This is a genomic window from Herbidospora cretacea (assembly GCF_001570605.1).
Lineage (GTDB): Bacteria > Actinomycetota > Actinomycetes > Streptosporangiales > Streptosporangiaceae > Herbidospora > Herbidospora cretacea.
Map to the genome: position 1 here is coordinate 121,920 of NZ_BBXG01000021.1, position 22,807 is coordinate 144,726.

The 22,807-nt window shown below is 70.3% G+C and carries 23 protein-coding genes; 13 read left to right on the forward strand and 10 right to left on the reverse strand.

Features of this window, described 5'->3' with window-relative positions; translation table 11 throughout:
• Positions 1-45 precede the first annotated feature (45 nt).
• The 5 genes from AW270_RS31235 to AW270_RS31250 all read right to left on the reverse strand — a co-directional run bounded on the left by AW270_RS31235 (position 46) and on the right by AW270_RS31250 (position 4,874).
• A complete protein-coding gene (locus AW270_RS31235; RefSeq protein WP_061299714.1) occupies positions 46-543 on the reverse strand; it encodes a methylated-DNA--[protein]-cysteine S-methyltransferase in 498 nt (165 codons plus the stop codon).
• Positions 540-1,916 (reverse strand): DNA-3-methyladenine glycosylase 2 family protein, encoded by a 1,377-nt coding sequence (locus AW270_RS31240; RefSeq protein ID WP_061299715.1) that lies wholly within the window; start codon positions 1,914-1,916, stop codon positions 540-542. The genes AW270_RS31235 and AW270_RS31240 overlap by 4 nt, the downstream gene beginning before the upstream one ends.
• Positions 1,917-2,034: 118 nt before the next feature.
• Complete coding sequence (locus AW270_RS31245) at positions 2,035-2,940, reverse strand: NYN domain-containing protein (protein WP_245674946.1); 906 nt, start codon at positions 2,938-2,940, stop codon at positions 2,035-2,037.
• Positions 2,941-3,084: 144 nt separating this feature from the next.
• Entirely contained in the window at positions 3,085-3,288 is a 204-nt protein-coding gene (locus AW270_RS38120; RefSeq protein ID WP_082801963.1) for an acyl-CoA carboxylase subunit epsilon, read from the reverse strand.
• Positions 3,285-4,874: an acyl-CoA carboxylase subunit beta gene (locus tag AW270_RS31250; RefSeq protein ID WP_061299717.1), complete on the reverse strand. Its 1,590-nt coding sequence runs from the start codon at positions 4,872-4,874 to the stop codon at positions 3,285-3,287. Before AW270_RS31250 ends, AW270_RS38120 begins: the two co-directional genes overlap by 4 nt.
• Positions 4,875-4,957: 83 nt before the next feature.
• Between AW270_RS31250 and AW270_RS31255 the strand changes: the two genes are divergently transcribed.
• From AW270_RS31255 to AW270_RS31280, 6 genes are all read left to right on the forward strand, one after another.
• Positions 4,958-6,274 carry an APC family permease gene (locus tag AW270_RS31255; RefSeq protein WP_061299718.1) on the forward strand — a complete coding sequence of 439 codons (1,317 nt, stop codon included), beginning with the start codon at positions 4,958-4,960 and terminating at the stop codon, positions 6,272-6,274.
• A 59-nt stretch (positions 6,275-6,333) separates the two neighbouring features.
• Entirely contained in the window at positions 6,334-6,696 is a 363-nt protein-coding gene (locus AW270_RS31260; RefSeq protein ID WP_061299719.1) for a type II toxin-antitoxin system RelE/ParE family toxin, read from the forward strand.
• Complete coding sequence (locus tag AW270_RS31265; protein ID WP_061299720.1) at positions 6,696-7,019, forward strand: helix-turn-helix domain-containing protein; 324 nt, start codon at positions 6,696-6,698, stop codon at positions 7,017-7,019. Before AW270_RS31260 ends, AW270_RS31265 begins: the two co-directional genes overlap by 1 nt.
• An 87-nt stretch (positions 7,020-7,106) precedes the next feature.
• Positions 7,107-7,871, forward strand: a complete 765-nt coding sequence (locus AW270_RS31270) for an ABC transporter ATP-binding protein (protein ID WP_061299721.1) — start codon at positions 7,107-7,109, stop codon at positions 7,869-7,871.
• On the forward strand, positions 7,847-9,400 hold the full coding sequence (locus AW270_RS31275; protein ID WP_061299722.1) for a hypothetical protein: 1,554 nt from the start codon (positions 7,847-7,849) through the stop codon (positions 9,398-9,400). The genes AW270_RS31270 and AW270_RS31275 overlap by 25 nt, the downstream gene beginning before the upstream one ends.
• 68 nt (positions 9,401-9,468) lie before the next feature.
• Positions 9,469-12,117, forward strand: coding sequence for a phosphoenolpyruvate carboxylase (locus AW270_RS31280; RefSeq protein WP_061299723.1), 2,649 nt, complete (start codon positions 9,469-9,471; stop codon positions 12,115-12,117).
• On the opposite strand, the gene fdhD is transcribed toward AW270_RS31280, so the two are convergent.
• Positions 12,067-12,909, reverse strand: a complete 843-nt coding sequence (gene fdhD / locus AW270_RS31285) for a formate dehydrogenase accessory sulfurtransferase FdhD (RefSeq protein WP_061299724.1) — start codon at positions 12,907-12,909, stop codon at positions 12,067-12,069. The genes AW270_RS31280 and fdhD overlap by 51 nt on opposite strands.
• Positions 12,902-15,058, reverse strand: coding sequence for an FdhF/YdeP family oxidoreductase (locus AW270_RS31290; protein WP_061299725.1), 2,157 nt, complete (start codon positions 15,056-15,058; stop codon positions 12,902-12,904). The genes fdhD and AW270_RS31290 overlap by 8 nt, the downstream gene beginning before the upstream one ends.
• 119 nt (positions 15,059-15,177) lie before the next feature.
• Here AW270_RS31290 and AW270_RS31295 point away from each other — a divergent pair, with 119 nt between their 5' ends.
• Positions 15,178-15,993 carry a biotin--[acetyl-CoA-carboxylase] ligase gene (locus tag AW270_RS31295; RefSeq protein ID WP_061299726.1) on the forward strand — a complete coding sequence of 272 codons (816 nt, stop codon included), beginning with the start codon at positions 15,178-15,180 and terminating at the stop codon, positions 15,991-15,993.
• Positions 15,994-16,015: 22 nt separating this feature from the next.
• On the opposite strand, the gene AW270_RS31300 is transcribed toward AW270_RS31295, so the two are convergent.
• Both AW270_RS31300 and AW270_RS31305 read right to left on the reverse strand, forming a co-directional pair.
• On the reverse strand, positions 16,016-17,089 hold the full coding sequence (locus AW270_RS31300) for a serine hydrolase domain-containing protein (RefSeq protein WP_061299727.1): 1,074 nt from the start codon (positions 17,087-17,089) through the stop codon (positions 16,016-16,018).
• 20 nt (positions 17,090-17,109) lie between these two features.
• Positions 17,110-17,775: a DUF4097 family beta strand repeat-containing protein gene (locus tag AW270_RS31305; RefSeq protein ID WP_061299728.1), complete on the reverse strand. Its 666-nt coding sequence runs from the start codon at positions 17,773-17,775 to the stop codon at positions 17,110-17,112.
• Between the two features lie 223 nt (positions 17,776-17,998).
• Between AW270_RS31305 and AW270_RS31310 the strand changes: the two genes are divergently transcribed.
• The 6 genes from AW270_RS31310 (at position 17,999) to AW270_RS31335 (ending at position 22,279) form a co-directional block, all read left to right on the forward strand.
• Entirely contained in the window at positions 17,999-18,733 is a 735-nt protein-coding gene (locus AW270_RS31310) for a helix-turn-helix domain-containing protein (protein ID WP_061299729.1), read from the forward strand.
• Between the two features lie 37 nt (positions 18,734-18,770).
• Positions 18,771-19,283: a PH domain-containing protein gene (locus AW270_RS31315; RefSeq protein ID WP_061299730.1), complete on the forward strand. Its 513-nt coding sequence runs from the start codon at positions 18,771-18,773 to the stop codon at positions 19,281-19,283.
• Positions 19,284-19,431: 148 nt separating this feature from the next.
• A complete protein-coding gene (locus AW270_RS31320) occupies positions 19,432-19,611 on the forward strand; it encodes a (2Fe-2S)-binding protein (protein WP_061299731.1) in 180 nt (59 codons plus the stop codon).
• A gap of 15 nt (positions 19,612-19,626) precedes the next feature.
• A complete protein-coding gene (bfr, locus tag AW270_RS31325; RefSeq protein WP_061299732.1) occupies positions 19,627-20,109 on the forward strand; it encodes a bacterioferritin in 483 nt (160 codons plus the stop codon).
• A gap of 224 nt (positions 20,110-20,333) precedes the next feature.
• A complete protein-coding gene (locus AW270_RS31330) occupies positions 20,334-21,002 on the forward strand; it encodes a response regulator transcription factor (protein ID WP_030451323.1) in 669 nt (222 codons plus the stop codon).
• A gap of 5 nt (positions 21,003-21,007) precedes the next feature.
• Positions 21,008-22,279, forward strand: a complete 1,272-nt coding sequence (locus AW270_RS31335) for an ATP-binding protein (RefSeq protein ID WP_061299733.1) — start codon at positions 21,008-21,010, stop codon at positions 22,277-22,279.
• Here the strand turns inward: AW270_RS31335 and AW270_RS31340 are convergent.
• Positions 22,252-22,758 carry a GtrA family protein gene (locus AW270_RS31340; RefSeq protein WP_061299753.1) on the reverse strand — a complete coding sequence of 169 codons (507 nt, stop codon included), beginning with the start codon at positions 22,756-22,758 and terminating at the stop codon, positions 22,252-22,254. The genes AW270_RS31335 and AW270_RS31340 overlap by 28 nt on opposite strands.
• Positions 22,759-22,807 lie beyond the last annotated feature (49 nt).

Consider the following 22,807-nt stretch of genomic DNA (forward strand, 5'->3'; position numbering starts at 1 on the left):
CGTCCGTCACATCTCCTTCGGCGCACGATCACGGCCCCGTCCCGGTCACAGACGCGCGCCCTCGTGGGCGAGCAGCCATTCCTTGACCGGGGTCCCGTAGTAGTAGCCGCCGTATCCGCCGGTCGACGGCAACACCCGGTGACACGGCACGAACGGCGCGACCAGGTTCTGCGCGCACGCCCCGCCCGCCGCGCGGGCCGCCGTCCGCGGCATTCCGGCCCGCTGCGCCAGTTCCGCGTAGCTCACCGTCGTGCCGGCCCTGACCCCGCGCAGCGCGGTGAGAAGCCGCTGCCGCCGCTCGGTCCCCGGCTGGACGGCCGCGACGCCGTCGAGGGCGTCGAGGCGTCCGTCCAGATATTCTTTTACGGCTCCCGCCGCCCCCGGCACCTCCCCGACGGCCAGGCCCAGCTTCCGCAGTTCCGGGGACAGCCGGGCGAACATGGCCTCGGGGTCGCCGGTGAAGCCGGCCGCCACGAGCACGTCGTCCCTGGCCAGCATCGCCAGCGGTCCGGCGGGGGTCCGCACGGTCTGTGCGATGATCATGATTTCTCCTCGGCGTTCCAGAGGTGCAGCGCGGCGTAGGCCCGCCAGGGCCGCCAGCGCTCGGTCTCACTCGGGGGGATGGCCAGCGCGGCCATCGTGCGGCGCAGCCCGAGGTCGTCGTCGGGCCACGCGTCGGGGTCGCGCAGGGCGCGCAGGGCCACGTAACCGGCGGTCCACGGCCCGATCCCGGGCAGTCCGACCAGCGCGGCGACCGTCTCGGCCGGGTCGGCGGCGTCCAGGTCGATCTCCCCGGACGCCACCGCCTTGGCCGCGACCCGGAGCGTGGCGGCCCGGCGGGTCGTCATGCCCAGCCCGTCGAGGTCGAGGCTCACCATCTCCTCGGCCGACGGGAAGATCTCCGCCGACCGGGCGGCGATGCGGCCCAGGATCGTGCGGGCCCCGGCGACCGAGATCTGCTGGCCGACGATGGCCCGTACGAGCAGCTCGAAGGAGTCCCACGCGCCCGGCACCCGCAGCCCCGGCCGGGCCGCGACCAGCGGGCCGAGCGTGGTCGGCCCGAGGGCGGCGACGATGGCGTGGGGGTCGGCGTCCAGGTCGAGCAGGCGGCGGCAGCGGGCCACGATCCGGGCGAGCTGCCGGGTGTCCCCGCCGGTCACGGTCAGCCGCACATGGTCGGTGACCGGGGTCAGCGTGACCTCGCCGCCGGGCACCCGCCGCGTGTAGACGGCGTGGTCGACGACCTCCTCCACGCCCGGGATCGCCCGCGCGCCGAGGAAGGCCAGCAGCGCCCGCGCGTCGAACGGCTGCCGGACGCCCAGCCGCAGCGTGAGGCCGCCCGCCGCCATCGGCCCGTCGGTCTTGCGCAGATCGCTGGGGGCGAACCGGTAGGAGTCCTTCATGGCGGCGTTGAACTGGCGTACCGAACCGAACCCGGCGGCGAAGGCCACGTCGGCCATCGGCAGCGAGGTCTCGGTCAGGAGTTGCTTGGCGAGCAGCAGCCGCCGGGTCCGGGCCACCGCGAGCGGCCCGGTGCCCAGTTCGGCGGCGAACAGCCGGTGCAGGTGGCGTTCGCTGACGTGGAGCCGCCGGGCCAGCTCGGCCACCCCGCCGTCGTCGGCGACCCCGTCGTCGATCAGCCGCAGCGCCCGGCCGACCAGGTCGGCCCGGACGTCCCATCCCGGCGCGCCCGGCGACAGCTCGGGCCGGCACCGCCGGCACGGCCGGAACCCGGCCGCCTCGGCCGAGGCGGCGTGGTCGTAGAACCGCACGTTCTTGCGGGCGGGCGTGCGCGCCGGGCAGATCGGCCGGCAGTAGATCCCGGTCGAGGTCACCGCCGTGTAGAACCGCCCGTCGAACCTGCGGTCTCTGGCCGAGATCGCCAGGTAGCGCTCTTCGAAGTCGAGTGTGTCCACGCCGGCAACGCTACGCCCAGCTCCTGAGCCTGGGCTGGCGGAATTCGGACTTGTCGATGGCGTGTGCTCCGCACACGCGGTTTGCGAGTGAGCGGCACTGACCAGGGAGAACGCCCGGTTACTTCGAGGAGACCCCGACGCCCAGGTCGAACTCGCGGTAGACCCGCGCCCAGAAGCCGTCGCGCAGCCACACGCGGGCCTCGGGGTAGGGGCGCAGCGAGTGGCCCAGCTCCTTCTCCGCCTCGATCAGCAGCTCGGTGTCGATGACCGTCGGCAGCAGCGGGCCCGGGAGCAGGTCGCGGATGTTGTCGCGGCCTCGCGTGAGGATCCACTTCTGCGCCACGTGCTCGCCGACCTCCTCCACCCTCGGGCGGCTGGGCCCGAGTTTGGGCTGTCCCGCCTGCTTCTGCGGGGGAGCGGCGGGTTTCGCGGTCCGCCCCGCGAAGACCTGGGCCGGTGAGGGCGGCGGGGTGACCGCCACCGGGATGGGAGCACGCGTGAAAAAGGGCCTCAGGGCGTCAGCGGTGATGATCTCAACGGTGTCGGACTCCCAGACCAGCCGTTCGGCCTGGTTGGTGCCGAAAGGCGGTTCGACCCCCCACAGGTGCACCCGGACGCCGTAGGCCTGGGCGGCCTCCACCGCAGGGACCATGTCCTCGTCACCGGCGATCAAGATGGTGTCGCTGACGGCATGGTGCCGGGCCAGCGCCTCCAGGTCGCTCCGTATCTGCGCGTCGACGCCCTTCTGCTGGCCGCGCGCGTTCAGGTTGCCAAGCCGAACCTTCACATAGTGGAGCTGGGCGATCACCCGCTGGTCGACCGTGGGAACCCGGTCGCGGGCGGCGTCGTACCAATAGACACGCAGGAGTTCGCCCTGGTGGCGCTCCATCGCGTGTTTCTGCAGGAATTGGATCAGCTCGTCGGCCGCGACCCGATATTCCTTGCGTTCCTTCGCGCCCAGCAAAACCTCGCCGGCGGCTGCGTACAGATAACCGACGTCGACGAGAACCGCATATTTTGCCATGCTGTGCAGTGCGAGGTCCGGGATGGCCATCGCGTCCTCCAGGCCTCGTCTCCGTGTGTTGTTGGTCTAGCTGGTATTGCCCTTTTGGAGATACTCCCAACTCTTGGGCCACTTGACACCCGGTTCGGCCGATCTAATGCCTGTCTATTCGGGTAGTCCGCTGGCCCACCAGGTCCCCTTACCGGGCCTTGGGGGGACGTTTCCCCGCATCCTTCGCGAAGGGTCCCGCCACCTGGGCGGACTCGGCTCACGTTCCGGCTCCGTCAGTGAAATATGACGTAGCGCTACCAGTAGTGCGGCCACCTCTTCCGGCGTCGCGTCGCCGCGCACGATCCTGAGGTCCGTCATAGCGGGATGTTCCCATGCTTCTTCGGCGGCAGGGAGGCCCTCTTGTTCCGCAGCGTCCGCAGCGACCGGACGATCTTCACCCGGGTGTCGGACGGCCGGATCACCGCGTCGACGTATCCGCGCTCGGCGGCCAGATAGGGGTTGGCGAGGGTGTCCTCGTACTCGGTGATGTAGCGGGCGCGGGCCGCGTCGGGGTCCTTGGCAGCGGCCAGCTCGCGGCGGTAGAGGATGTTCACCGCGCCCTGGGCGCCCATGACCGCGATCTGCGCGGTGGGCCAGGCCAGGTTGATGTCGGCGCCGAGGTGCTTGGAGCCCATGACGTCGTAGGCGCCGCCGTAGGCCTTCCGGGTGATCACGGTGACCAGGGGCACGGTGGCCTCGGCGTAGGCGTACAGGAGCTTGGCCCCGCGCCGGATGATGCCGTTCCACTCCTGGTCGGTGCCCGGCAGGAAGCCGGGCACGTCGACGAAGGTCAGCACGGGGATGTTGAACGCGTCGCAGGTCCGCACGAACCGGGCCGCCTTCTCCGAGGCCGCGATGTCGAGCGTGCCCGCCAGCGACATTGGCTGGTTGGCCACGATCCCGACCGGCCGCCCCTCGACCCGGCCGAACCCGACCAGGATGTTCGGCGCGAACCCGGCGTGGACCTCCAGGAACTCCCCGTCGTCGAGCACGTGGGAGAGCACCGTGGTCATGTCGTAGGGCTGGTTGGCCGAGTCGGGGATCAGCGTGTCGAGCTCGCGGTCCTCGTCGGTGACCGTGAGGTCGGCCTCGGCGTCGAACACGGGCGGCTCGTCGAGGTTGTTGGACGGCAGGTACGACAGCAGCGCCCGCGCGAAGTCGAGGCAGTCCTGCTCGTCGGTGGCCTCGTAGTGGGCCACGCCCGACTTGGAGTTGTGCGTGTGGGCCCCGCCGAGCTCCTCGAACGTGACCTCCTCACCGGTGACGGTCTTGATCACGTCGGGCCCGGTGATGAACATGTGCGACTTCTCGGAGACCATCAGCACGAAGTCGGTCAGCGCGGGGGAGTAGACCGCGCCTCCCGCGCACGGCCCCATGATCAGCGAGATCTGCGGGATCACGCCCGACGCGTGGACGTTGCGGCGGAAGATCTCGGCGTACAGGCCCAGGGAGACGACGCCCTCCTGGATGCGCGCGCCGCCGGAGTCGTTGATGCCGACGACCGGGCAGCCGGTCTTGAGGGCGTGGTCCATGACCTTGACGATCTTCTCGCCGAACACCTCGCCGAGCGACCCGCCGAACACGGTGAAGTCCTGGGCGAACACGGCGACCGGCCGCCCGTCGACGGTCCCGTAGCCGGTCACCACGCCGTCGCCGTAGGGCCGCTCCTGCTCCATGCCGAAGCTGGTCGACCGGTGGCGGGCCAGTTCGTCGAACTCGACCAGCGACCCCTCGTCGAGGAACGCCTCCAGGCGCTCCCGGGCCGTCATCTTGCCCTTCTCGTGCTGCTTGGACACCGCGCGCGCCGACCCCGCGTGGGCCGCCTCGTCGAGCCGCCGCTCCAGGTCGGCGATCTTCCCCGCGGTCGTGTGCACGTCGATCTCAGGCACCGGTTCAGCAGTCATGGCGCAAGGGTAATCCGGCCGATCGCCGTGAATTCGGTAGGGGGCCCGCGCGTGAGCCGCGTCACGCAGGGTAGTCGCGTGCCATGACCACGCAGGCCCCGAGTCTGAAGCGCGTCATCGGACGCCGCATGCTTCTGCTGTTCGTCATCGGCGACATCCTGGGCGCCGGCATCTACGCGCTGGCCGGGAAGGTCGCCGGCGAGGTCGGCGGCGCGCTGTGGCTGCCGTTCCTGGTGGCGTTCGTGCTGGCCGCGCTGACCGCGACCGCCTACGCCGAACTGGTCGGAAAATACCCCCAGGCCGCCGGCGCGGCCCTCTACACCAACCGCGCCTTCGGCATCCCCTTCCTGACCTTCATCGTCGCCTTCGCGGTCCTGATGAGCGGCGTCACCTCGGCGAGCGCCGCGGCCCGCGCGTTCGGCGGCACCTACCTCGCCGAGTTCGTGACCCTGCCGACGGTCGTGGGCGCCCTGATCTTCCTCGCCCTGGTGACCCTGGTGAACTTCGCCGGCATCTCCGAGTCGGTCAAGGTCAACGTGGTGCTCACCCTGATCGAGGCGTTCGGCCTGCTCGTCATCATCGCCATCGGCGTGTACGCCCTCCTGACCGGCGACGGCGACCCCTCCCGCGCCCTGGAGTTCCACCCGGAGAACGGCGCCTTCCTCGGCATCCTGGGCGGCACCGCCCTGGCCTTCTACGCCCTCCTCGGCTTCGAGGACTCCGTGAACCTCGCCGAGGAGGCCCAGGACCCGCAGCGGAACTACCCCCGCGCCCTGTTCGGCGGCCTGGCCGTGGCCGGGCTCATCTACCTCGCGGTGGCCTTCACCGCCACGATGCTGGTCGACACCGAGACCCTGCGGAACTCCAGCGGCCCGCTGCTCGAAGTGGTCAAGGTCGCGGGCCTGGAGTTCCCCCCGAAGCTGTTCGCCCTGATCGCCCTGCTGGCCGTCGGCAACACCGCGCTGATCAACATGCTGATGGCCTCCCGGCTGGTCTACGGGATGGCCCGGGAGGGCATCGTCCCGAAGGTCTTCGGCCTGGTCCACCACGGCCGCTCGACCCCGTGGGTCGCCATCCTCTTCACCGTCGCCATCGCCGTCGTCCTGGTCAGCACCGGCGACGTGGGCGGCCTGGCCGACACGACCGTCCTGCTGCTGCTCGGCGTCTTCACGATCGTCAATATCTCGGTCCTGGTCCTGCGCAGGGAGACCGTCGAGCACGACCACTTCCACGCCCCGGTCTGGGCCCCGGTGCTCGGCGCGGTAGCGTGCGTGGTCCTCATCCTCCCGATCACCGGCCGCGAGGGCTCGGTCTACCTGCGGGCCCTCGTCCTCCTGGCCATCGGCGTCCTGCTGTGGGCGGTCAACCACTTCGCCGCCAGGCGATCGAGCGACGTGTAGCCGGGACTGGCTTTCTGATTCTCCCGCTCATACCATGGAAGGTATATACCATCCAAGGTATGGTCGAGATCGCGTTGGAGCCCGAGGTGGAGGCATGGCTGGCTGAACTGCCACTTGGGCAGTATCACCGGGTGATGGCGAAGGTGGACCGGCATCTCGTGGAGAGGCGCGGTCAGCCCGACGGCCATCACATCAAAAGCCTGCGTGAGGGTGTCAGCGAGTTGCGGGTGCCTCTTGAGGAGCGGTCCTGGCGCATCACGTTCTGGAGGCCGGGCGGCAGGATGATCATCCTGCTCACGGTGTTTGCCAAGACGCGCAACGGGCCACAGCATGATGATGTGGAGCGTGCGGTGAAGGCGAAGAATGCATGCCAGCTCGGACATGACATGACCACCACCCACGTGTTCGACAGGAGGTCGTGATGGCTGGACACAGCACGTGGAAGACGCTCAAGGCCAAACGGCTCCTGGAAGGCGAGGCAGAGGAGCATCCGGAATACACGCGGGCGCTCCGGGACATGGATTTGGGCGACAGGCTCCGCGAGGTCCGCGTGGCCCGGAACCTCACCCAGGCCGAGGTCGCCGAACGGGCGGGGATCTCCCAGCCCGCGTTGTCCCGCATCGAGCTGGGCGGCGGGACTCCGACGCTCGAGATGCTCGACCGGATCGGCAGGGCGATGGGAGTCAGGTTCACCATCTCCGTCGGCGACGAACAGGCCGAACAGATCGATCTCCTGGCCGGATAGCCCACCGGCGGGCATCGTCGGGAAATTGTGACCTTGTGGCAGGGATCGGCAAGGCCGGATGCCGTGGGGTCAGGGCAGAGTGGAGGCATGACGGAGGCGGTTCGGACGCGGGGCCTGGTGAAGGCCTTCGGGCAGCAGGTTGCGGTCGCTGGGGTTGATCTGGTCGTACCGGCCGGGAGTTTCGCGGGGCTCGTGGGGCCCAACGGGGCCGGGAAGACGACGACGCTCAGCATGATCACGGGGCTGCTCAGGCCCGACGGCGGGCTGGTCGAGATCCACGGCGCCGACGCGTGGGCCGATCCCGTCAGGGTCAAGGCGTCGATCGGGGTGCTGCCCGAAGGGCTGCGGCTGTTCGAGCGGCTCTCGGGGCGGGAGCTGCTGGCCTACAACGCCGAGCTGCGCGGGATCCCCCGGGCCGAGGGCGAGAAGCGGGCCGCCGAGCTGCTGGCGGTCATGGACCTCACCGAGTCGCAGGACAAGCTGGTCGTCGACTACTCGACCGGCATGCGGAAGAAGATCGGGCTGGCCGCCGCGCTGCTGCACAACCCGGCCGTGCTGTTCCTCGACGAGCCCTTCGAGGGCGTCGACCCGGTCAGCGCCAACACGCTGGCCGAGGTGCTGCGCCGCTACACCGCCTCGGGGTCCACGGTCGTCTTCTCCAGCCACGTCATGGATCTCGTCGAGCGCCTGTGCGACTGGGTGTCGGTGATGTCGCGCGGGCAGATCGTCGCGCAGGGGCCGACCGACGAGGTCAAGAGCGGGCGGACGCTCAACGAGGCCTTCCTGGAGCTCGTCGGGGCCGGCGGGTCGGGAGAGGAGGGGCTCACGTGGTTGGGGTCTTCGTCCGGCTGAAGCTGCGGCTGATCGCCGGGAGCCTCAAGGGGACCGGCGGGCGGCGGGCCGGGTTCCTCTTCTCGCTGATCGCGGGGCTGCTCGTCGCCATCGCCGGGTTCTACTTCCTGTCGGCGCCGCGAGCGGTCGATCCGGGGCTGGCGGCCGACCTCGGGATCATCTTCTTCTCGGCCATCCTGACCATGTGGATCGCCGGGCCGCTGCTCATGTTCGGGCTCGACGACACGCTCGACCCCGCCCGGCTGGCGCTGTTCCCGCTGCGCACCGGGCAGCTCGCGCGCGGGCTGCTGGCCTCCTCGGCCGTCGGGATCTGGCCGCTCGCCTCGCTGTTCGCGATGACGGGGGCGATCTTCGGGGTGGGGCGCTCGGTGACCGGGGTGCTCCTCGGGATCGTCGGGGTGCCGATCGCGTTCGCCTGCTGCCTCGTGGTGTCGCGGCTGGTCACGACCGGGCTGTCCGGGGTGCTGCGGTCGCGGCGGGGGCGTGACGTGCTGGCCGTGGCGGTCATCCTCGTCGTGCTCGGGACGCAGGTGCCCGGCCTGCTGCTCAACTCCGGGCTGGACATCGGGCTGGAGGCCATCGCGGCGCTGGCCGGGGTGCTGCGGTGGACGCCCACCGGCATGGTCGTCCACGCCATGGCCGACGGCGGGCTCGTCGGCCTCGCCGAGATCGTGGCCGTGGCGGTGTTCACGGTGGCGTGCGCGTGGCTGTGGATCGTCGCGCTGAAGGCCGCGCTGGTGCGGCCCGACGCCTCCAGCCAGAGCGGCGGCAGCGTCCGGCGGTCGCGGTTCGGCGGGGTGCTCCCCGAAGGGGTGGTGGGGGCCGTCGCCGCCAAGGAGCTCAAGTACGCCCGCCGCGACCCCCGTGGGCGGGTGACCTGGGCCAGCGTCCTGGCCGTGGTCGTCATCATGATCTTCTCCACCCGGAACACCACCGGCGGCGAGCCGATCGTCTGGATGGGGATCTTCCCGGTCTGGCTGGGCGGCCTGGTGATGGCGCTCCAGGCGACCAACAGCTTCGGCATCGACGGCAGGGCGCTGTGGATGAACGCCGTCGTCTACGCCAAGCCCGAGGCGCTCCGCTCCGACCTGGCCGGACGCCATCTCGCCATCTGCCTCATCGGCTTCCCGCTGCTCGCGGTGACCGCCGTGGCGACCGGGCTGCTGACCCGGCCCGAATGGATCCTCCCGGCCGCGCTCGTCGGCTGGGGCGTGATGGGGCTGGTCTTCGCGGTCGGGTCGTTCACCAGCGTCTACATCCCCTACACCCAGCCCGAGCGGATCAACGCCTTCACCGGCGCCGCCCCCGGGCAGGGCGGGCAGGCGTTCCTGTCGTCGATCGGTTCCATGGTCGGCGGCGGGGTGCTGTCGCTGCCGGTGCTGATCCCGGTCATGGCGGGCTACGTCTGGGTGTCGGCACTGATGCCGGTGCTCGGATTCGGGCTGGCCTGGCTCGCCCGCCGCAGGGCGTCGGTGATCGGCCTCCGGCGGATGCCGGAGCTCCTGGCGGACGTCTCGAAGCCCACCTGAGCAGTGGTCTAGTCCAATGGGTGAGACCGGTCTCAGCGTGACCTGGGGCACTCGCTAGTCTTCCAACCATGGCCGCCCTGTCTCACGAAGACCGCCACAGCGCCGTCACCGAGATGCCCGACGACCTCCGCGCCGACGTCCGCCTCCTGGGAGAGATCCTGGGGCAGGCTATTGCCGAAGACGGCGGCCCCGACCTCCTGGCCGATGTCGAACGCCTGCGCAAAGCGGTGATCGCCGCCCGCAGACGCGAGACCACGGTCGACGACGTGGCGGCGCTGGTCGCCGACTGGCCGATCGACCGCGCCGTGCTGATCGCGCGGGCCTTCACGTGCTACTTCCACCTCGCCAACCTGGCCGAGGAGCACTACCGCATCCGCATCCTGCGGCAGCGCGACCGCGACGACGTCCCGGTCCCCGAGTCGCTGCCGGAAGCGGTGCGGGCGCTCCGGAGCGACGTGGGGTCCGAGGAGCTCGACCGGCTCATCGGCGATCTGGAGTTCCGGCCGGTGCTCACGGCCCACCCGACCGAGGCGCGGCGCCGGGCCGTGGTGACCGCGATCCAGCGGATCAGCGCCCACCTCGACCTCTACAACACGCCTGGCCGCGGCGCCGGTGAGCAGCAGGAGGCCAAGCGGCGGCTGCGCGAGGAGGTCGACCTGCTGTGGCGGACCGCCCAGCTCCGGTCGACCAAGCTCGACCCGCTCGACGAGGTCCGGACCGCCATGGCGGCCTTCGACGAGACGCTCTTCCGGGCGGTGCCGCTGATCTACCGCTCGCTCGACAGCGCCCTCGAACCCGGCACCGGCACCCGCGCGCCCATCGCCCGCCCCTACATCCGCTACGGCTCCTGGATCGGCGGCGACCGCGACGGCAACCCCAACGTGACCTCGAAGGTCACCCGCGACGCCCTGCTGATCCAGAACGAACACGTGCTGATCGCGCTGGAGAACGCGGCCACCCGCATCGGCCGCACGATGACGCTGGCCGCCGAGCGCACCCCGCTCTCGCCGCAGCTGCGCGCCGCCCTCTCCCGCGCCGAGGGCGACTTCCCCGACCTGGTCTCCGAGATGTCGACCCGGTCCCCCCGGGAACCCCACCGGCAGTGGCTGCTGTTCGTGGCCGGCCGGATCGCCGCCACCCGGCGGCGCGACCTCGACCTCGCCTACCGGTCGCCCGCCGACCTGCTCACCGATCTGCGGCTGGCGCAGGACTCGCTCCTGCAGGCGGGCGCGGTGCGGCAGGCGTACGGCGAACTCCAGCACCTGATCTGGCAGGTGGAGACCTTCGGGTTCCACCTGGCCGAGCTGGAGGTCCGGCAGCACTCCCAGGTGCACGCCTCCGCGCTCGCCGAGATCGAGGCGGGCGGGGCCCGGTCGGAGCGCACCGAAGAGGTGCTGGCCACGATCCGGAGCATCGCCTGGATCCAGGAGCGCTTCGGGGTGACGGCCTGCTCCCGCTACGTCGTCTCGTTCACCCGCTCGGCCGACGACATCCTGGCCGTCTACGCCCTGGCCCAGCACGCCTTGGGCGACCGCGCGCCGGTGCTCGACGTGGTGCCGCTGTTCGAGTCGGGGGAGGACCTCGACAACTCGGTGCGGGTGCTGACCGGGATGATCGCCTCCGAGCCCGTGCAGCGGCGGCTGGCGGCCAACGGCCGCCGGGTGGAGGTCATGCTCGGCTACTCCGACTCCGCCAAGGAGCTCGGCCCGGCCGCCGCGACCATGCGCCTCTACGACGCCCAGGCCGCGCTGACCCGGTGGGCCGCCGACAACGACATCACGCTCACCCTCTTCCACGGCCGGGGCGGCGCCCTGGGCCGGGGCGGCGGACCGGCCAACCGGGCGGTGCTCGCCCAGGCGCCGGGTTCGGTCAACGGCCGGTTCAAGGTCACCGAGCAGGGCGAGGTCATCTTCGCCCGCTACGGCCACATGGCCATCGCCCGCCGCCACATCGAGCAGGTCACCAACGCCGTCCTGCTCGCCTCGACCAGCAAGGTCGAGGAGCGCACCGCCGACGCCGCCGCGAAGTTCCGCGACCTGGCCGACCAGGTGGCCACCGCCTCCGAACGGGCCTACCGGGGCCTGACCGAGGCGCCCGGCTTCCCCGAATGGTTCTCGGCGGTCAGCCCGCTGGAGGAGATCGGCTCGCTGCGCCTCGGCTCCCGCCCGGCCCGCCGCGGCCTGGGGGCGCCCAAGTCGCTCGACGACCTGCGCGCCATCCCGTGGGTGTTCGCCTGGGCCCAGACGAGGGTCAACCTCCCCGGCTGGTTCGGCCTGGGCTCCGGCCTGGCCGCCGTCCTCGACGCGGGAGGCCAGGCGGAACTCCGGGAGGCCTACAAGGAGTGGCCGCTGTTCGCCTCGCTGCTCGACAACGTGGAGATGTCGCTGGCCAAGACCGACCGCGCCATCGCCAGCCGTTATCTGGCGCTGGGCGGCCGCGACGACTTCTTCAAGCAGGTCATGGACGAATACGACCTGACCCGGCGGCTGGTCCTGGAGATCACCGGCCACTCCCGGCTGCTGGAGTCGCGAAGGGTCCTGTCCCGGGCCGTCCAGCTCCGCGACCCCTACGTCGACGCGCTGTCGCACCTGCAACTGCGGGCGCTGACCGCGCTGCGGACCAGCGAGGACCTGAGCGAGGCCGAGCGCGAGAGCCTCTCGACGCTGCTACTGCTCAGCGTCAACGGCGTCGCCGCCGGCCTGCAGAACACGGGCTGATCCGGCGTATACGTTGAAGCGCTCCTCGCGGAGGAACCCCACGAGCGTCATGCCGAACTCCCGCGCCACGTCGACAGCCAGCGACGAGGGCGCGGAGACGGCGGCGACGACCGAGATCCCGGCCGCGAGGGCCTTCTGCATGATCTCGTACGACGCCCGGCCGGACACCAGCAGCACCGGCCGGGGCGCGTCGTTGAGCAGCGACCAGCCGACGACCTTGTCGACGGCGTTGTGCCGGCCGACGTCCTCGCGCAGCTTGATCAGCTCGCCCTCCGCCGTGAACAGCCCGGCGGCGTGCAGCCCGCCGGTCCGGCCGAACACCCCCTGGGCGGCGTGGAGCTTGGCGGGCAGGCCGCGCAGCGTGTCCGCCGTGATCTCCAGGTGGTCGCTCACCAGGGGGACGCACTTGTCGCGCAGCGCGTCGAGGCTGGCCGCGCCGCAGACGCCGCACGCGCTCGACGTCACGAAATAGCGGTCGAGGCCGGGAAGGTCGGGCAGCGGGCCGCGCAGCCGGACGGTCACCGTGTTGAACCGCGCCTCCGGCGGCACGTCCTCGTCGGTGCAGTAGGCGATGGCCTCGATGCCGGTGACGCCCTCGCCGTTGAGGAACCCGGCGGCCAGCTCGAAGTCCGAGCCCGGGGTCCGCATCGTGATCGCCAGGGTGCGCCGCTCCGAGCCGGAGGTGATGCGGATCTCCAGCGGCTCCTCGGTCGCCACCTCGTCACTCCGCTCCCGGTCCGTGACCGTGGTCACGGACCGGATGCGGTAGCGGGCGACCGGACGGTCACCCATGGCGGGTCAGTGTCGCGAAGGCGTTGTAGTCGGGGATCTTCGCGTCGGGCGAGCGGCGCGCCTTGTCGAGCAGCACGTTGCCCTCGGGCCAGTGGACCTGGATGTTCCCCGGAGTCAGCGGCGCCCGCAGCACCTTCCCGACCAGGGAACCGCTGTCGGTGGTCAGCTCGACCTCGGTCCCGTCGGGCAGCCCGAGCCGGTCGGCGTCGTGCGGGCTCATCAGCACGGCCTCGCGGGTGGCGCCGTTGAAGCCGTCGACCCGCTCGTGGACCATGCTGTTGAACTGCTTGCCGCGCCGGGTCGCGACCAGGAACGTCCCGTCGGGCCGGTGCAGCGCCGGCAGTTCCACCGGGGCGAAGCGCGCGGTGCCGAAGGGAAGGTGCCGGCCGCCGTATTGGACGTTGTCGCCGAACTTCGCGAGCTTGGCGATGCCCGCGTAGAAGGGCACGGCCTTCTCGATGTCCTCGCGGATCTCCGCCGTGCCCGAGTAGCGGAGCTTGGCGGCGAGCTCGGGCCGGGCTCGGGCCGCGAGCTCGGTGAAGATCTTCCACTCGGGCCAGGCCTCGCCGACGCGCGGGCCCTTGACCTCGGGGGAGTAGATGATCCGCCGCTCGGTCGAGGTCTCGGTGACGCCGCCCGCCATCTCGTAGCGGGTCTGGGCGGGCAGCAGGATCACCGTCTCGCCCGGCACGAGCATCTGCGACGACATCACGATGTCGATGTGGACCCGCAGCGAGGGCCGCTCCAGGGCCTCCCGGCAGTACCGGGGGTCGGGCAGCACCTCGAGGAAGTTGCCTCCGGAGGAGACCAGCACGTCCAGTGAGCCGTTGTGGGCCGCGTCGATCATGTCGGTCGCCGTCATGCCCGGCGCCAGCGGCAGGTCGAAGCCCCACAGGTCGGCGAACTTCCGGGCGTTCTCCTCGGTGATCGGCAGGCCGCCGGGCAGTCCGGTCGCGTACGCGCCCATCTCCGCGCCGCCCTGCACGCCGCTGTGGCCCCGGATCGGCATCAGGCCGCAGTGGTCGCGGCCGAGGAAGCCGCGGGCCAGCGCCAGGTTGACGATCGCGCGGACGTTGTCCTCGCCGTAGGTGTGCTGGGTGACGCCCATCGACCAGACGAGGACGGCCGACTTCGCCTCACCGAGGAGGCGGGCCATCTCGTACATGTCGGACTTGGTGGAGCCGGAGAGGGCCTCCAGCTCCTCCCACGACTGCGACTTGACGGCGTCGAGGGCCTCGTCGAAGCCCTCGGTCCTGTTTTCGATGAAGGTGCGGTCGAGCCAGTCGTTCTCGGCCAGGTGCTTCAGCACGCCGTTCAGGAAGCCGATGTCGCCGCCGATGTTGACCGGGAAGAAGTGGTCGGTGATCTTCGTGCCGAAGACGGCCGACTCGACGTTGGAGGGCACCCAGTACTTCTGCATGCCCGGCTCGCGATAGGCGTTGACCATCGCGATCTTCGTCCCGGCCTTCTTCGCGTGGTAGAGGTACTTCATCGCGACGGGCTGGTTGTTGCTCGGGTTGCTGCCGACGAAGACGATCAGGTCGGAACCGATCCAGTCGGTGTACGAACAGGTCGTCGCGGCCGACCCGATCGCCTGCTTCAGCGCGACCGTCGAGGGCGAGTGGCAGATCCGGGCGGCGTTGTCGACCGAGTTGGTGCCGAGGGCCCGCACCGCCTTCTGGGCGGCGAAGTAGTTCTCGTTCGGCACGCCCCGGCTCGTCAGATATACGCCGATATTTCCCGTCATTCGGGGCGCGATGGTGTCCAGCGCCTCGTCCCAGGAGAGCCGCGTGAAGCCCGGCTCACCGGCACGCCTGATCATCGGGTAGGGCAGCCGCCCCAGTGCCCGCAGATCCGCGCTCTTGGCCGGGAGGCCCGACACGTCGGCCAGCCGGGCCGGGTCGAGCGCGGGGGCCGTGTTCAGCGGGAGCAGTCGAAGACGGATGTTGCACAGGTGGACCTCGTCCATGGTCCAGTCGCGCATGCCCTTGGTGCCGAGGGCGCAGCCGTCACAGGTCCCCTGGGTGAGCAGGCGCCAGGCGTACCGGCGGTTGCCTTTCACCGCGCGGAAGGCCTTCCACAACTCCAGGTAGTTATTGGGTTTACGCTCGCCGATGCCGAAGGGCTTCCAGCTCGCCCAAGTTCTCATAACGGACAGATTATGCCGAAGGTTTGGGCCCACGGATAGCGGCCACTACATCGGGTAGTAATCCCAGGTCATCGACTGTTCGTCGAACAGAGCGGTGTTCGGAAGGGAGAATGGCAGTCGTGCCCGAACCCTCGTATCCCGATTTGGACCGCCCCCAGTTGTCCCAGGCCGCCCTCCGGGCCGAGATGGTCAGACCCGGATCGCTGTGGTCGTCCCTCACCGTCGTCGAGCGCACCGGCTCCACCAACGCCGATCTCGCCCAGGCCGTCCGCGACGGCGTCCGCGAGGGCGCGGTCCTGGTGGCGGAGTCCCAGTACGCCGGGCGGGGCCGTCTCGGCCGCGTCTGGATCGCCCCGCCGCGCTCGGGGCTCACCTTCTCCGTCCTGCTGCGGCCGGAGGTCCGGGTCGCCTGGCAGGGCTGGCTCCCGCTGCTGTTCGGCCTGGCCGCCGCGACCGCGATCCGCGAGGCAGGCGAGGTCGACGTCAGGCTCAAATGGCCCAACGACCTGCTCCACGACGAGCGCAAGCTGGCCGGCATCCTGGCCGAGCGCATCGACTCGGCCGTCGTCATCGGCATGGGCCTCAACGTCAGCCTCCGCGAGTCCGAGCTTCCCGTCGGCCACGCCACCTCGCTCGCGCTGGCCGGTGCGGTCTCCCTCGACCGCGACCGGCTGCTGACCGGGGTGCTGCGCCATCTCGAACGCCTCTACCGCGACTGGTGCCTGGCCGGGGGCGACGCCGAGGCGTCCGGCCTGCGGGCCGCCTACCTGGCCGCGAGCGCGACCGTGGGGCGGGAGGTCCGGGTCGAACTGCCCGGCGAGCGGGTGCTCACCGGGCGGGCGACCGGCATCAGCGAGTCGGGCCAGCTCATCGTCAGGAGCGGCGGCGTCGACCATCCGCTGAGCGCGGGCGACGTGGTCCACGCCCGCCTCTGAGGATTGGGCGGGCGGGGCGTCTCTAGGAGTCACTCCGCCCGCCGAAGACCTCGGCGACGAGCCGCGCGACCGCCGTCTGGAAGGCCGCGCCCATCGACATCCCGGGGTCGTCGACGTAGTTGAGCGTGGCGGTCAGGGTGGTGCCGCCGTCGGGGGTGCTGTACATCAGCGCCGCGTGGCCCGCCATGCCGCCGTTGTGGGTGATGACGGTCCCGTTCTCGCCCGCGGGCTGGACGAACACGCCCAGGCCGTAGCCGATGTCGGGATAGGGAGTGAACATCTCCGTCATCAGGGCGGCGGGCAGGAGCTTGCCGCCCGTGAGCGCGGAGACGAACGTGTGGAGGTCCCGGCTGGTGGAGATCATGTCGCCGCCGGTGGAGATCCACGAGGGGTTCTGGCGGGTGACGTCGACCGTCACCGGCCGGCCGTCCTCCTCGTAGCGGTAGTAGGCGTGGGCGTGCGGGCCGGGGATATCCGGGTCGGTCTCCGGCAGGAGGGTGCCGGTCAGGCCGAGCGGCCCGAGGATCAGCCGGTGGGTCTCCTCGGCGAGGGAGTTCCCGGTGACCTTCTCGACCAGCAGCCTGGCCAGCACGTAGTTGGTGTTGGCGTAGCTCCACGAGGTCCCCGGCTCGAACCGGGCGGGCTGCGCCAGCGCCAGCTCCACCAGCTCCTCCGGCCGGTAGGTCCTGAAGCGGTTGTCCACCCACTCCTTGCCCGCGGTCGTGGCGGGGATGCCCGGGACGAAGGTCCCGTCGGGGAAGTACTCGCCGGTGAAGTTGAAGACGCCGCTGGTGTGCTGGAGCAGCATCCGCACGGTGATCCTCGGGTCGAGCCCCTCGACGGGCAGGTACCCGGCGACCGGGGCGTCGAGCTCGATCCGGCCCTCGGCCACGAGCCCGAGCACCACGGTCGCGGTGAAGGTCTTGGTGTTGCTGCCGATCCGGACGCGCCCGTCGACCGGGGGCCTCTCGGGCCGGCCGAGCTCGGCGACCCCGGCGCTGCCGGTCCATTCGCCGTGTTCGTCGTTGACGCGCAGGGTCACGCCGGTGAAGCCGGATTCGACCATCTCGTCGATGATCTTCTGGAGGTTGGACATGGCGGGTTCTCCTCGCGTGGTCAGAGGCTGCGGGCGCTGATGTCGCCGTAGGCGGTGGTGGCGTGGATGGTCAGGGCGGGGGCACCCGCGTTGGTGAGCGCGTTGTGGATCCGGCCGGAGCCGGTGCCGGCGTCGAGCGAGGCGGAGACCCCGGCGGCGGCGCAGACCGAGATGTCACCGGCCTCGGTGCGCAGCGTGAGTGCGCCGCCCATGGCCTCGGTGACGCTGAGGTCGCCCTTCTGGGTGGTGAGCCGAGCGGCCCCGCCCAGGCGGCCGACCGAGATGTCGCCGGCCTGGAGGGTGAGCCGGGCGCCCGCGGTCTCGTCGAGCTTGACGGTGCCCTGCGCGGCCTCGATGGAGACGTCGCCGAGCCGGCCGACGCCGCGGAACTCGGCCAGGGCCGCCCTGGCCTCGACGCGGGAACCGGCGGGGAGCTGGACCGTCACCTCGATCGACCCGGACGGGCCGAGGACCTTGCTCGCCGCAGCCGGCGTCTCGATCCGCAGGACCCCGTCGGCGTAGGCCACCTGGGTCTCGGCCGCGGCCTTCACGTCACGGTTCCTGGACGCGTCCGCGGGCCGGACCTCGACCGTGGTGTCGGCCCGGTCGGCGGCGATGAACCGGATCTGCCCGGCGGGGATGTCGAGGACGGCGGAGACGGGGCCGGGGGTGTCGAACTTTCGCATCGTGCGCTCCTTGGGGAGTTCGTTTCTGACATCGCAAACGCTACGTTGCGTTCAAGAATTGAGCAAGCACGTCGTAGCCTTAGATCGATATATGCGCAGCTCAAAAACGCGAAATCATTGCAACTCTTGGAAATCTAACGCAATGCCTTCGGCGCAATGCGTTGCGATGGATGGAGAATGAACGCTATGGTGGTCGCATCACGTACGACCGGAGGAGACCGCGATGCCGGGAGGCAGACTCACCCAGCAGGAGCGTCAGCGGATCGCGCTGGGGCTGGCCGACGGCCTGGCCTACGCGGAGATCGGCCGCAGCCTCGACCGCCCGACCTCGACCGTCACCCGTGAGGTCATGCGCAACGGCGGGCCCACCGCCTACCGCCCCGACCTCGCCCACCGCGCCGCCGAGCAGAGGGCCCGCTCCCGCAAGAAGGCCAGGCCCCGCGACCCCGACACCTCCCGGCAGACCCGGGGGCGCGACGCCGGAGCCGTGCGCGAATACGAGGAGACCTTCGCCACCGTCCTCATGGCCCAGGGGCTGCCCAAGATCACGGCCGGCGTGCTGGCCGCCCTCTACACCACCGACACGGGCAGCCTCACGGCGGCCGAGCTCGCCGGGCGTCTCGACGTCAGCCCGGCCTCGATCTCCAAGGCGATCACGTTCCTGGAGGGCCAGGGCCTCGTCCGGAGGGAGCGCGACGAGCGCCGTCGCGAGCGTTACGTCGTTGACGACGACGTCATGTACCAATCGGTGATGGCCAGCGCCCAGGGCAGTTTCCAGCTCGCCGAGATGGCCCGCCAGGGCGTCGGCGTCCTCGGCACGGGCACCCCGGCCGCCGCCCGCCTGGAGAACATCGCCCGGTTCGTCCAGTTCATCGGCGAGAGCATCGCCCGTGCCGCCGACCAGGCCCGTGAGATCCTGCACGCCAAACCCGACACCACGACCGACGGCGACGGCTAGGCCCCGCTACGGACCGGTACGTGCCACGATGTGCCCCATGGGTCTCCCCGATCACCACCTGACCGACGGTGAGCGAGTCGTCCACTCGTTCCACCCGCACTGGAAGCGCCTTGTCGGTCCGTTCTTCGCGCTGGTTCTCGTCGTGGCCGCGTCGTCGGCCGCGATCTACTTCATTCCGAGCGACTACGAATACTCCGGCATCGCGCGCCTCGCGGTCGCCGTGGTGTCGGTGGTCGCGCTCGCGCTGCTGGCCTTCGTGCCCTACCTGCGGTGGAAGACGACCGCCTACACCCTGACCACCCATCGCTTCACGATCAGCACCGGCGTCCTGTCCAAGTCGCAGGACGACATCCCGCTGGCCAAGGTCAACTCGGTCAGCTCCGACCAGACCCTGATGGAACGCGTGCTGGGCAGCGGAACGCTGAAGGTAGAGTCGGCGTCCGAGCGCGGCGTCATCGACTACCGCGACATCCCCAAGATCCAGACCATCCGCGCCGACCTGTTCCGGCTGGTCGAGGACGCCTCCGACGGAGTGGTGGACGGTCATTGAAAGCGAGACGCGGACGGCCGAAGGCCGGCCGTGGCTCGCGCGATGAACCTGCCTCGGAAACACTGTGGCCCGCCTCACATAGGCAAGCCTTACCTTCATCGGTTACCTTAGGAGAGCCTTACCTTACGAGCTCCGAAGGGTCCCCCGGATGTACGCCTGTGTGTGCCGAGCCGTCACCGAGAACGAGGTGCACGACTGCATCGCCAACGGCGCCCGGTCGGTCCGGCAGATCCGCGACACCACCGGAGCCGGCGGCGACTGCGCCTCTTGTGTCCGGAAGATCTGTGCCATTCTGAAGCGGTCAGAGAGTTTGATCACCACCGCTTAGGCAAGGGGCCCCGGCATGCAGGGCGACACGGACATCATTGCGCTGCTCAACGAGCAGCTTACGTCTGAGCTGACGGCCATCAATCAGTACTTCCTCCACGCCAAGATGCAGGAGAACTGGGGCTTCACCAAGCTCGCCAGTTTCACCCGGGCCGAGTCGATCGACGAGATGCGCCACGCCGAGGCGCTGACCGACCGCATCCTCTTCCTGGACGGCCTGCCCAACTACCAGAAGCTCTTCACGCTCCACGTCGGCCAGACCGTCAAGGAGCAGATCCAGAGCGACCTCGAACTGGAGCTCGGCGTCGTCAAGCGCCTGAAGCCCGGCATCGCCCTGATGCGTGAGCGCGGCGACATCGTCTCGGCGCTGCTGTTCGAGGAGATCCTCAAGGACGAGGAACACCACATCGACTACCTGGAGACCGAGTTGTCCCTCATGGAGACGCTCGGTGACGCTCTGTACCTCCAGCGGTACGCCGAGCCGCCGTCCGCGTCCTGAGGCAGCCGGGTCGCAGCCGAGATGCGGGGCCGCGAGAAACGCCCGCCGGGCCACCGGCGGGCGTTCGCTTTTCACCGGCCGGATCGGGGGCTCCGGGCCGCCCCGACATGCCGCTGCAAAAACGGCTTTGTCCATGTTTGCCCAGGTCAATTGATGGGTCAACGACGAGTCAAACCGCGCGCTGTGCCCGGGAAACGATCGCCTAAGGTCCTACGATCGCTTCCATGACCTGCGTACTTCTCGCCGAGGATGACACCTCGATCTCCGAGCCGCTTGCGCGCGCCCTGCGCCGGGAGGGCTACCAAGTCGAGGTGAGCCCCGACGGCCCGCAGGCCCTGGAAAGGGCACTCTCGGGAGGCGTCGACCTCATCGTTCTCGACCTCGGTCTCCCGGAGATGGACGGCCTGGAGGTCGCCCGCCGCATCAGGGCCGAGGGCCACGGCACTCCCGTGCTGATCCTTACCGCTCGTGTCGACGAGGTCGACACGGTGGTCGGTCTCGACGCCGGGGCCGACGACTACGTGACCAAGCCGTTCCGCCTCGCCGAACTGCTCGCCCGGGTCCGGGCCCTGCTCCGCCGGGGGACCTCCGAGACCCCGGTCGTCCAGGGCGTCCGGATCGACGCCGACTCGCGCCGGGCCTGGATGGGCGACAAGGAACTCCACCTGACCACCAAGGAATTCGACCTGCTCCGCGTGCTCGTGCGCGACGCCGGCAAGGTCGTGACCCGGGAGCAGATTATGCGGGAGGTCTGGGACACCAACTGGTGGGGTTCCACCAAGACCCTCGACATGCACATCTCCTGGCTGCGGCGCAAGCTCGGTGACGACGCGGCGAAGCCGCGGTACATCACGACCGTCCGAGGGGTCGGCTTCCGCTTCGAACGCGAGTAAGGGGCATGCGGAGGCGTCTGCTCTCCTCGATGCTGCTCGTCGCGGTCATCGCGGTGCTGCTGCTCGGAGTTCCCCTCGGTGTTGTCGTCGTACGTCTCATCAACGACGAGGCCGCGCAGGAGCTCCGAGCGGAGGCCACGCGCGTGCTGATCAGCGTCGAATACGCCATCAGCCAGGAGCAGCCGGTCGATCCCAAGCAACTGGAGCGGAACTACCCCAACCGGTTCATCCAGGTCGCGTTCCGCGGCATCGAGCCGATCACCGTCGGCGTCGAACCCCCGGTGAACCGGTCGCTGACCGAGGACGCCCGCTCCGAGAACGGGGTCGTCCGGCTCAGCCGCGACACCGCGGAGATCGACCGGGACATCCGCGCGCGGCTGCTGCTGACCATCGCGCTGGCGGTCGCCGCCCTGGTCGTGGCCATCGGGCTGGCGGTCGTGACGTCGCGGCGGCTCACGCTGCCGCTCCTCGATCTGGCCAAGATCGCGGAGCGGCTGGGCTCGGGCGACGCCCGGCCGAGCAAACACCGCTACGGCATCCCCGAGCTCGACCGGGTCGCCGAGGTGCTCGACCGCAGCGCGATCCGCATCTCCGAGCTGCTCGGACGGGAGCGCGAGTTCGCCACCGACGCGTCCCACCAGCTCCGCACGCCCCTCACGGGGCTCACCATGCGCCTGGAGGAGATCGTCGCGGCGGCCTCTCAGCCGGCCATCGTGCGCGAGGAGGGAGAGGCGGCGATCGTCCAGGCCGAACGGCTGACGGCGGTGATCGACGAGCTGCTCAACGCGGCCCGGCGCCAGCGTCACGCCCAGGCCGAGCCGATCGACGTCGACGACGTGCTGGTGCAGCAGATCACCGAGTGGGATCCGGCGTTCCGGCGGTCCCGCCGGTCGATCCAGCTCACCGGGAGCCGGGGCCTTCGGGCGCTGGCCACCACGGGCGGCCTCAGCCAGGTCGTGGCCACGCTGCTCGACAACTCGCTGCACCACGGCGGCGGCATCGTGTCGATAACCACGACGAGCTCGGAGAAGTCCATCGTCATCGAGGTCTCCGACCAGGGCGACGGGGTGCCGGAGAAGATCCGTACGCGCATCTTCGAACGCAGTGTCACCGGGGGCAGCGGCACCGGGCTCGGGCTCACGCTGGCGCGGTCGCTGGTCGCCGCCGACGGCGGGCGGCTGGAACTGGTGAAACCCCGGCCGGCCACCTTCGCGATCTTCCTGCGGAAGGTCGGCGACGACGAGATCGGCTACCGCGTGGTGAGCGGCCCCGCCTGACCTTCGCCCTGGACCGCGGCTTCCTCCACCGCGGGCTCCTCGGGCGGGGCCAGGAACACCCAGCGCTTGTACGACCAGAAGCGGAAGAGCGTGCCGAAGCCGGTGCCGATCACGAGGCCGACGTTGTTGGCCAGCAGGCTGTCGAGGCCGAGCGTGTAGCGGATGAAGCCGAGGCAGATCAGCTCGATCAGCAGGCCCACGCCGTTGAACACGAAGAACAGGACGTATTCGCGGGCCAGGCCGCTCTGCTCCCGGTGGCGGAAGGTCCAGAACCGGTTGCCGAAGTAGGCGACCGTGGTGGCGATCACCGTCGCGATGACGTTGGCGATCAGCGTGCCCTCTGAACCCCACATGGTCCAGAGGATGTTCACCAGGCCGAACTTGACCACGAAGGCGACGGCGCCGACGGCGCCGAACTTGATCAACTCACGGAGGAGGGTGGCGAATCGCGCGTACGCGCCGCGGATGAGTTGCTGCACGAGCCGCACAGTCCTTCCTGGTGGGGTGGGGTCGACTCAGGCTACCGGT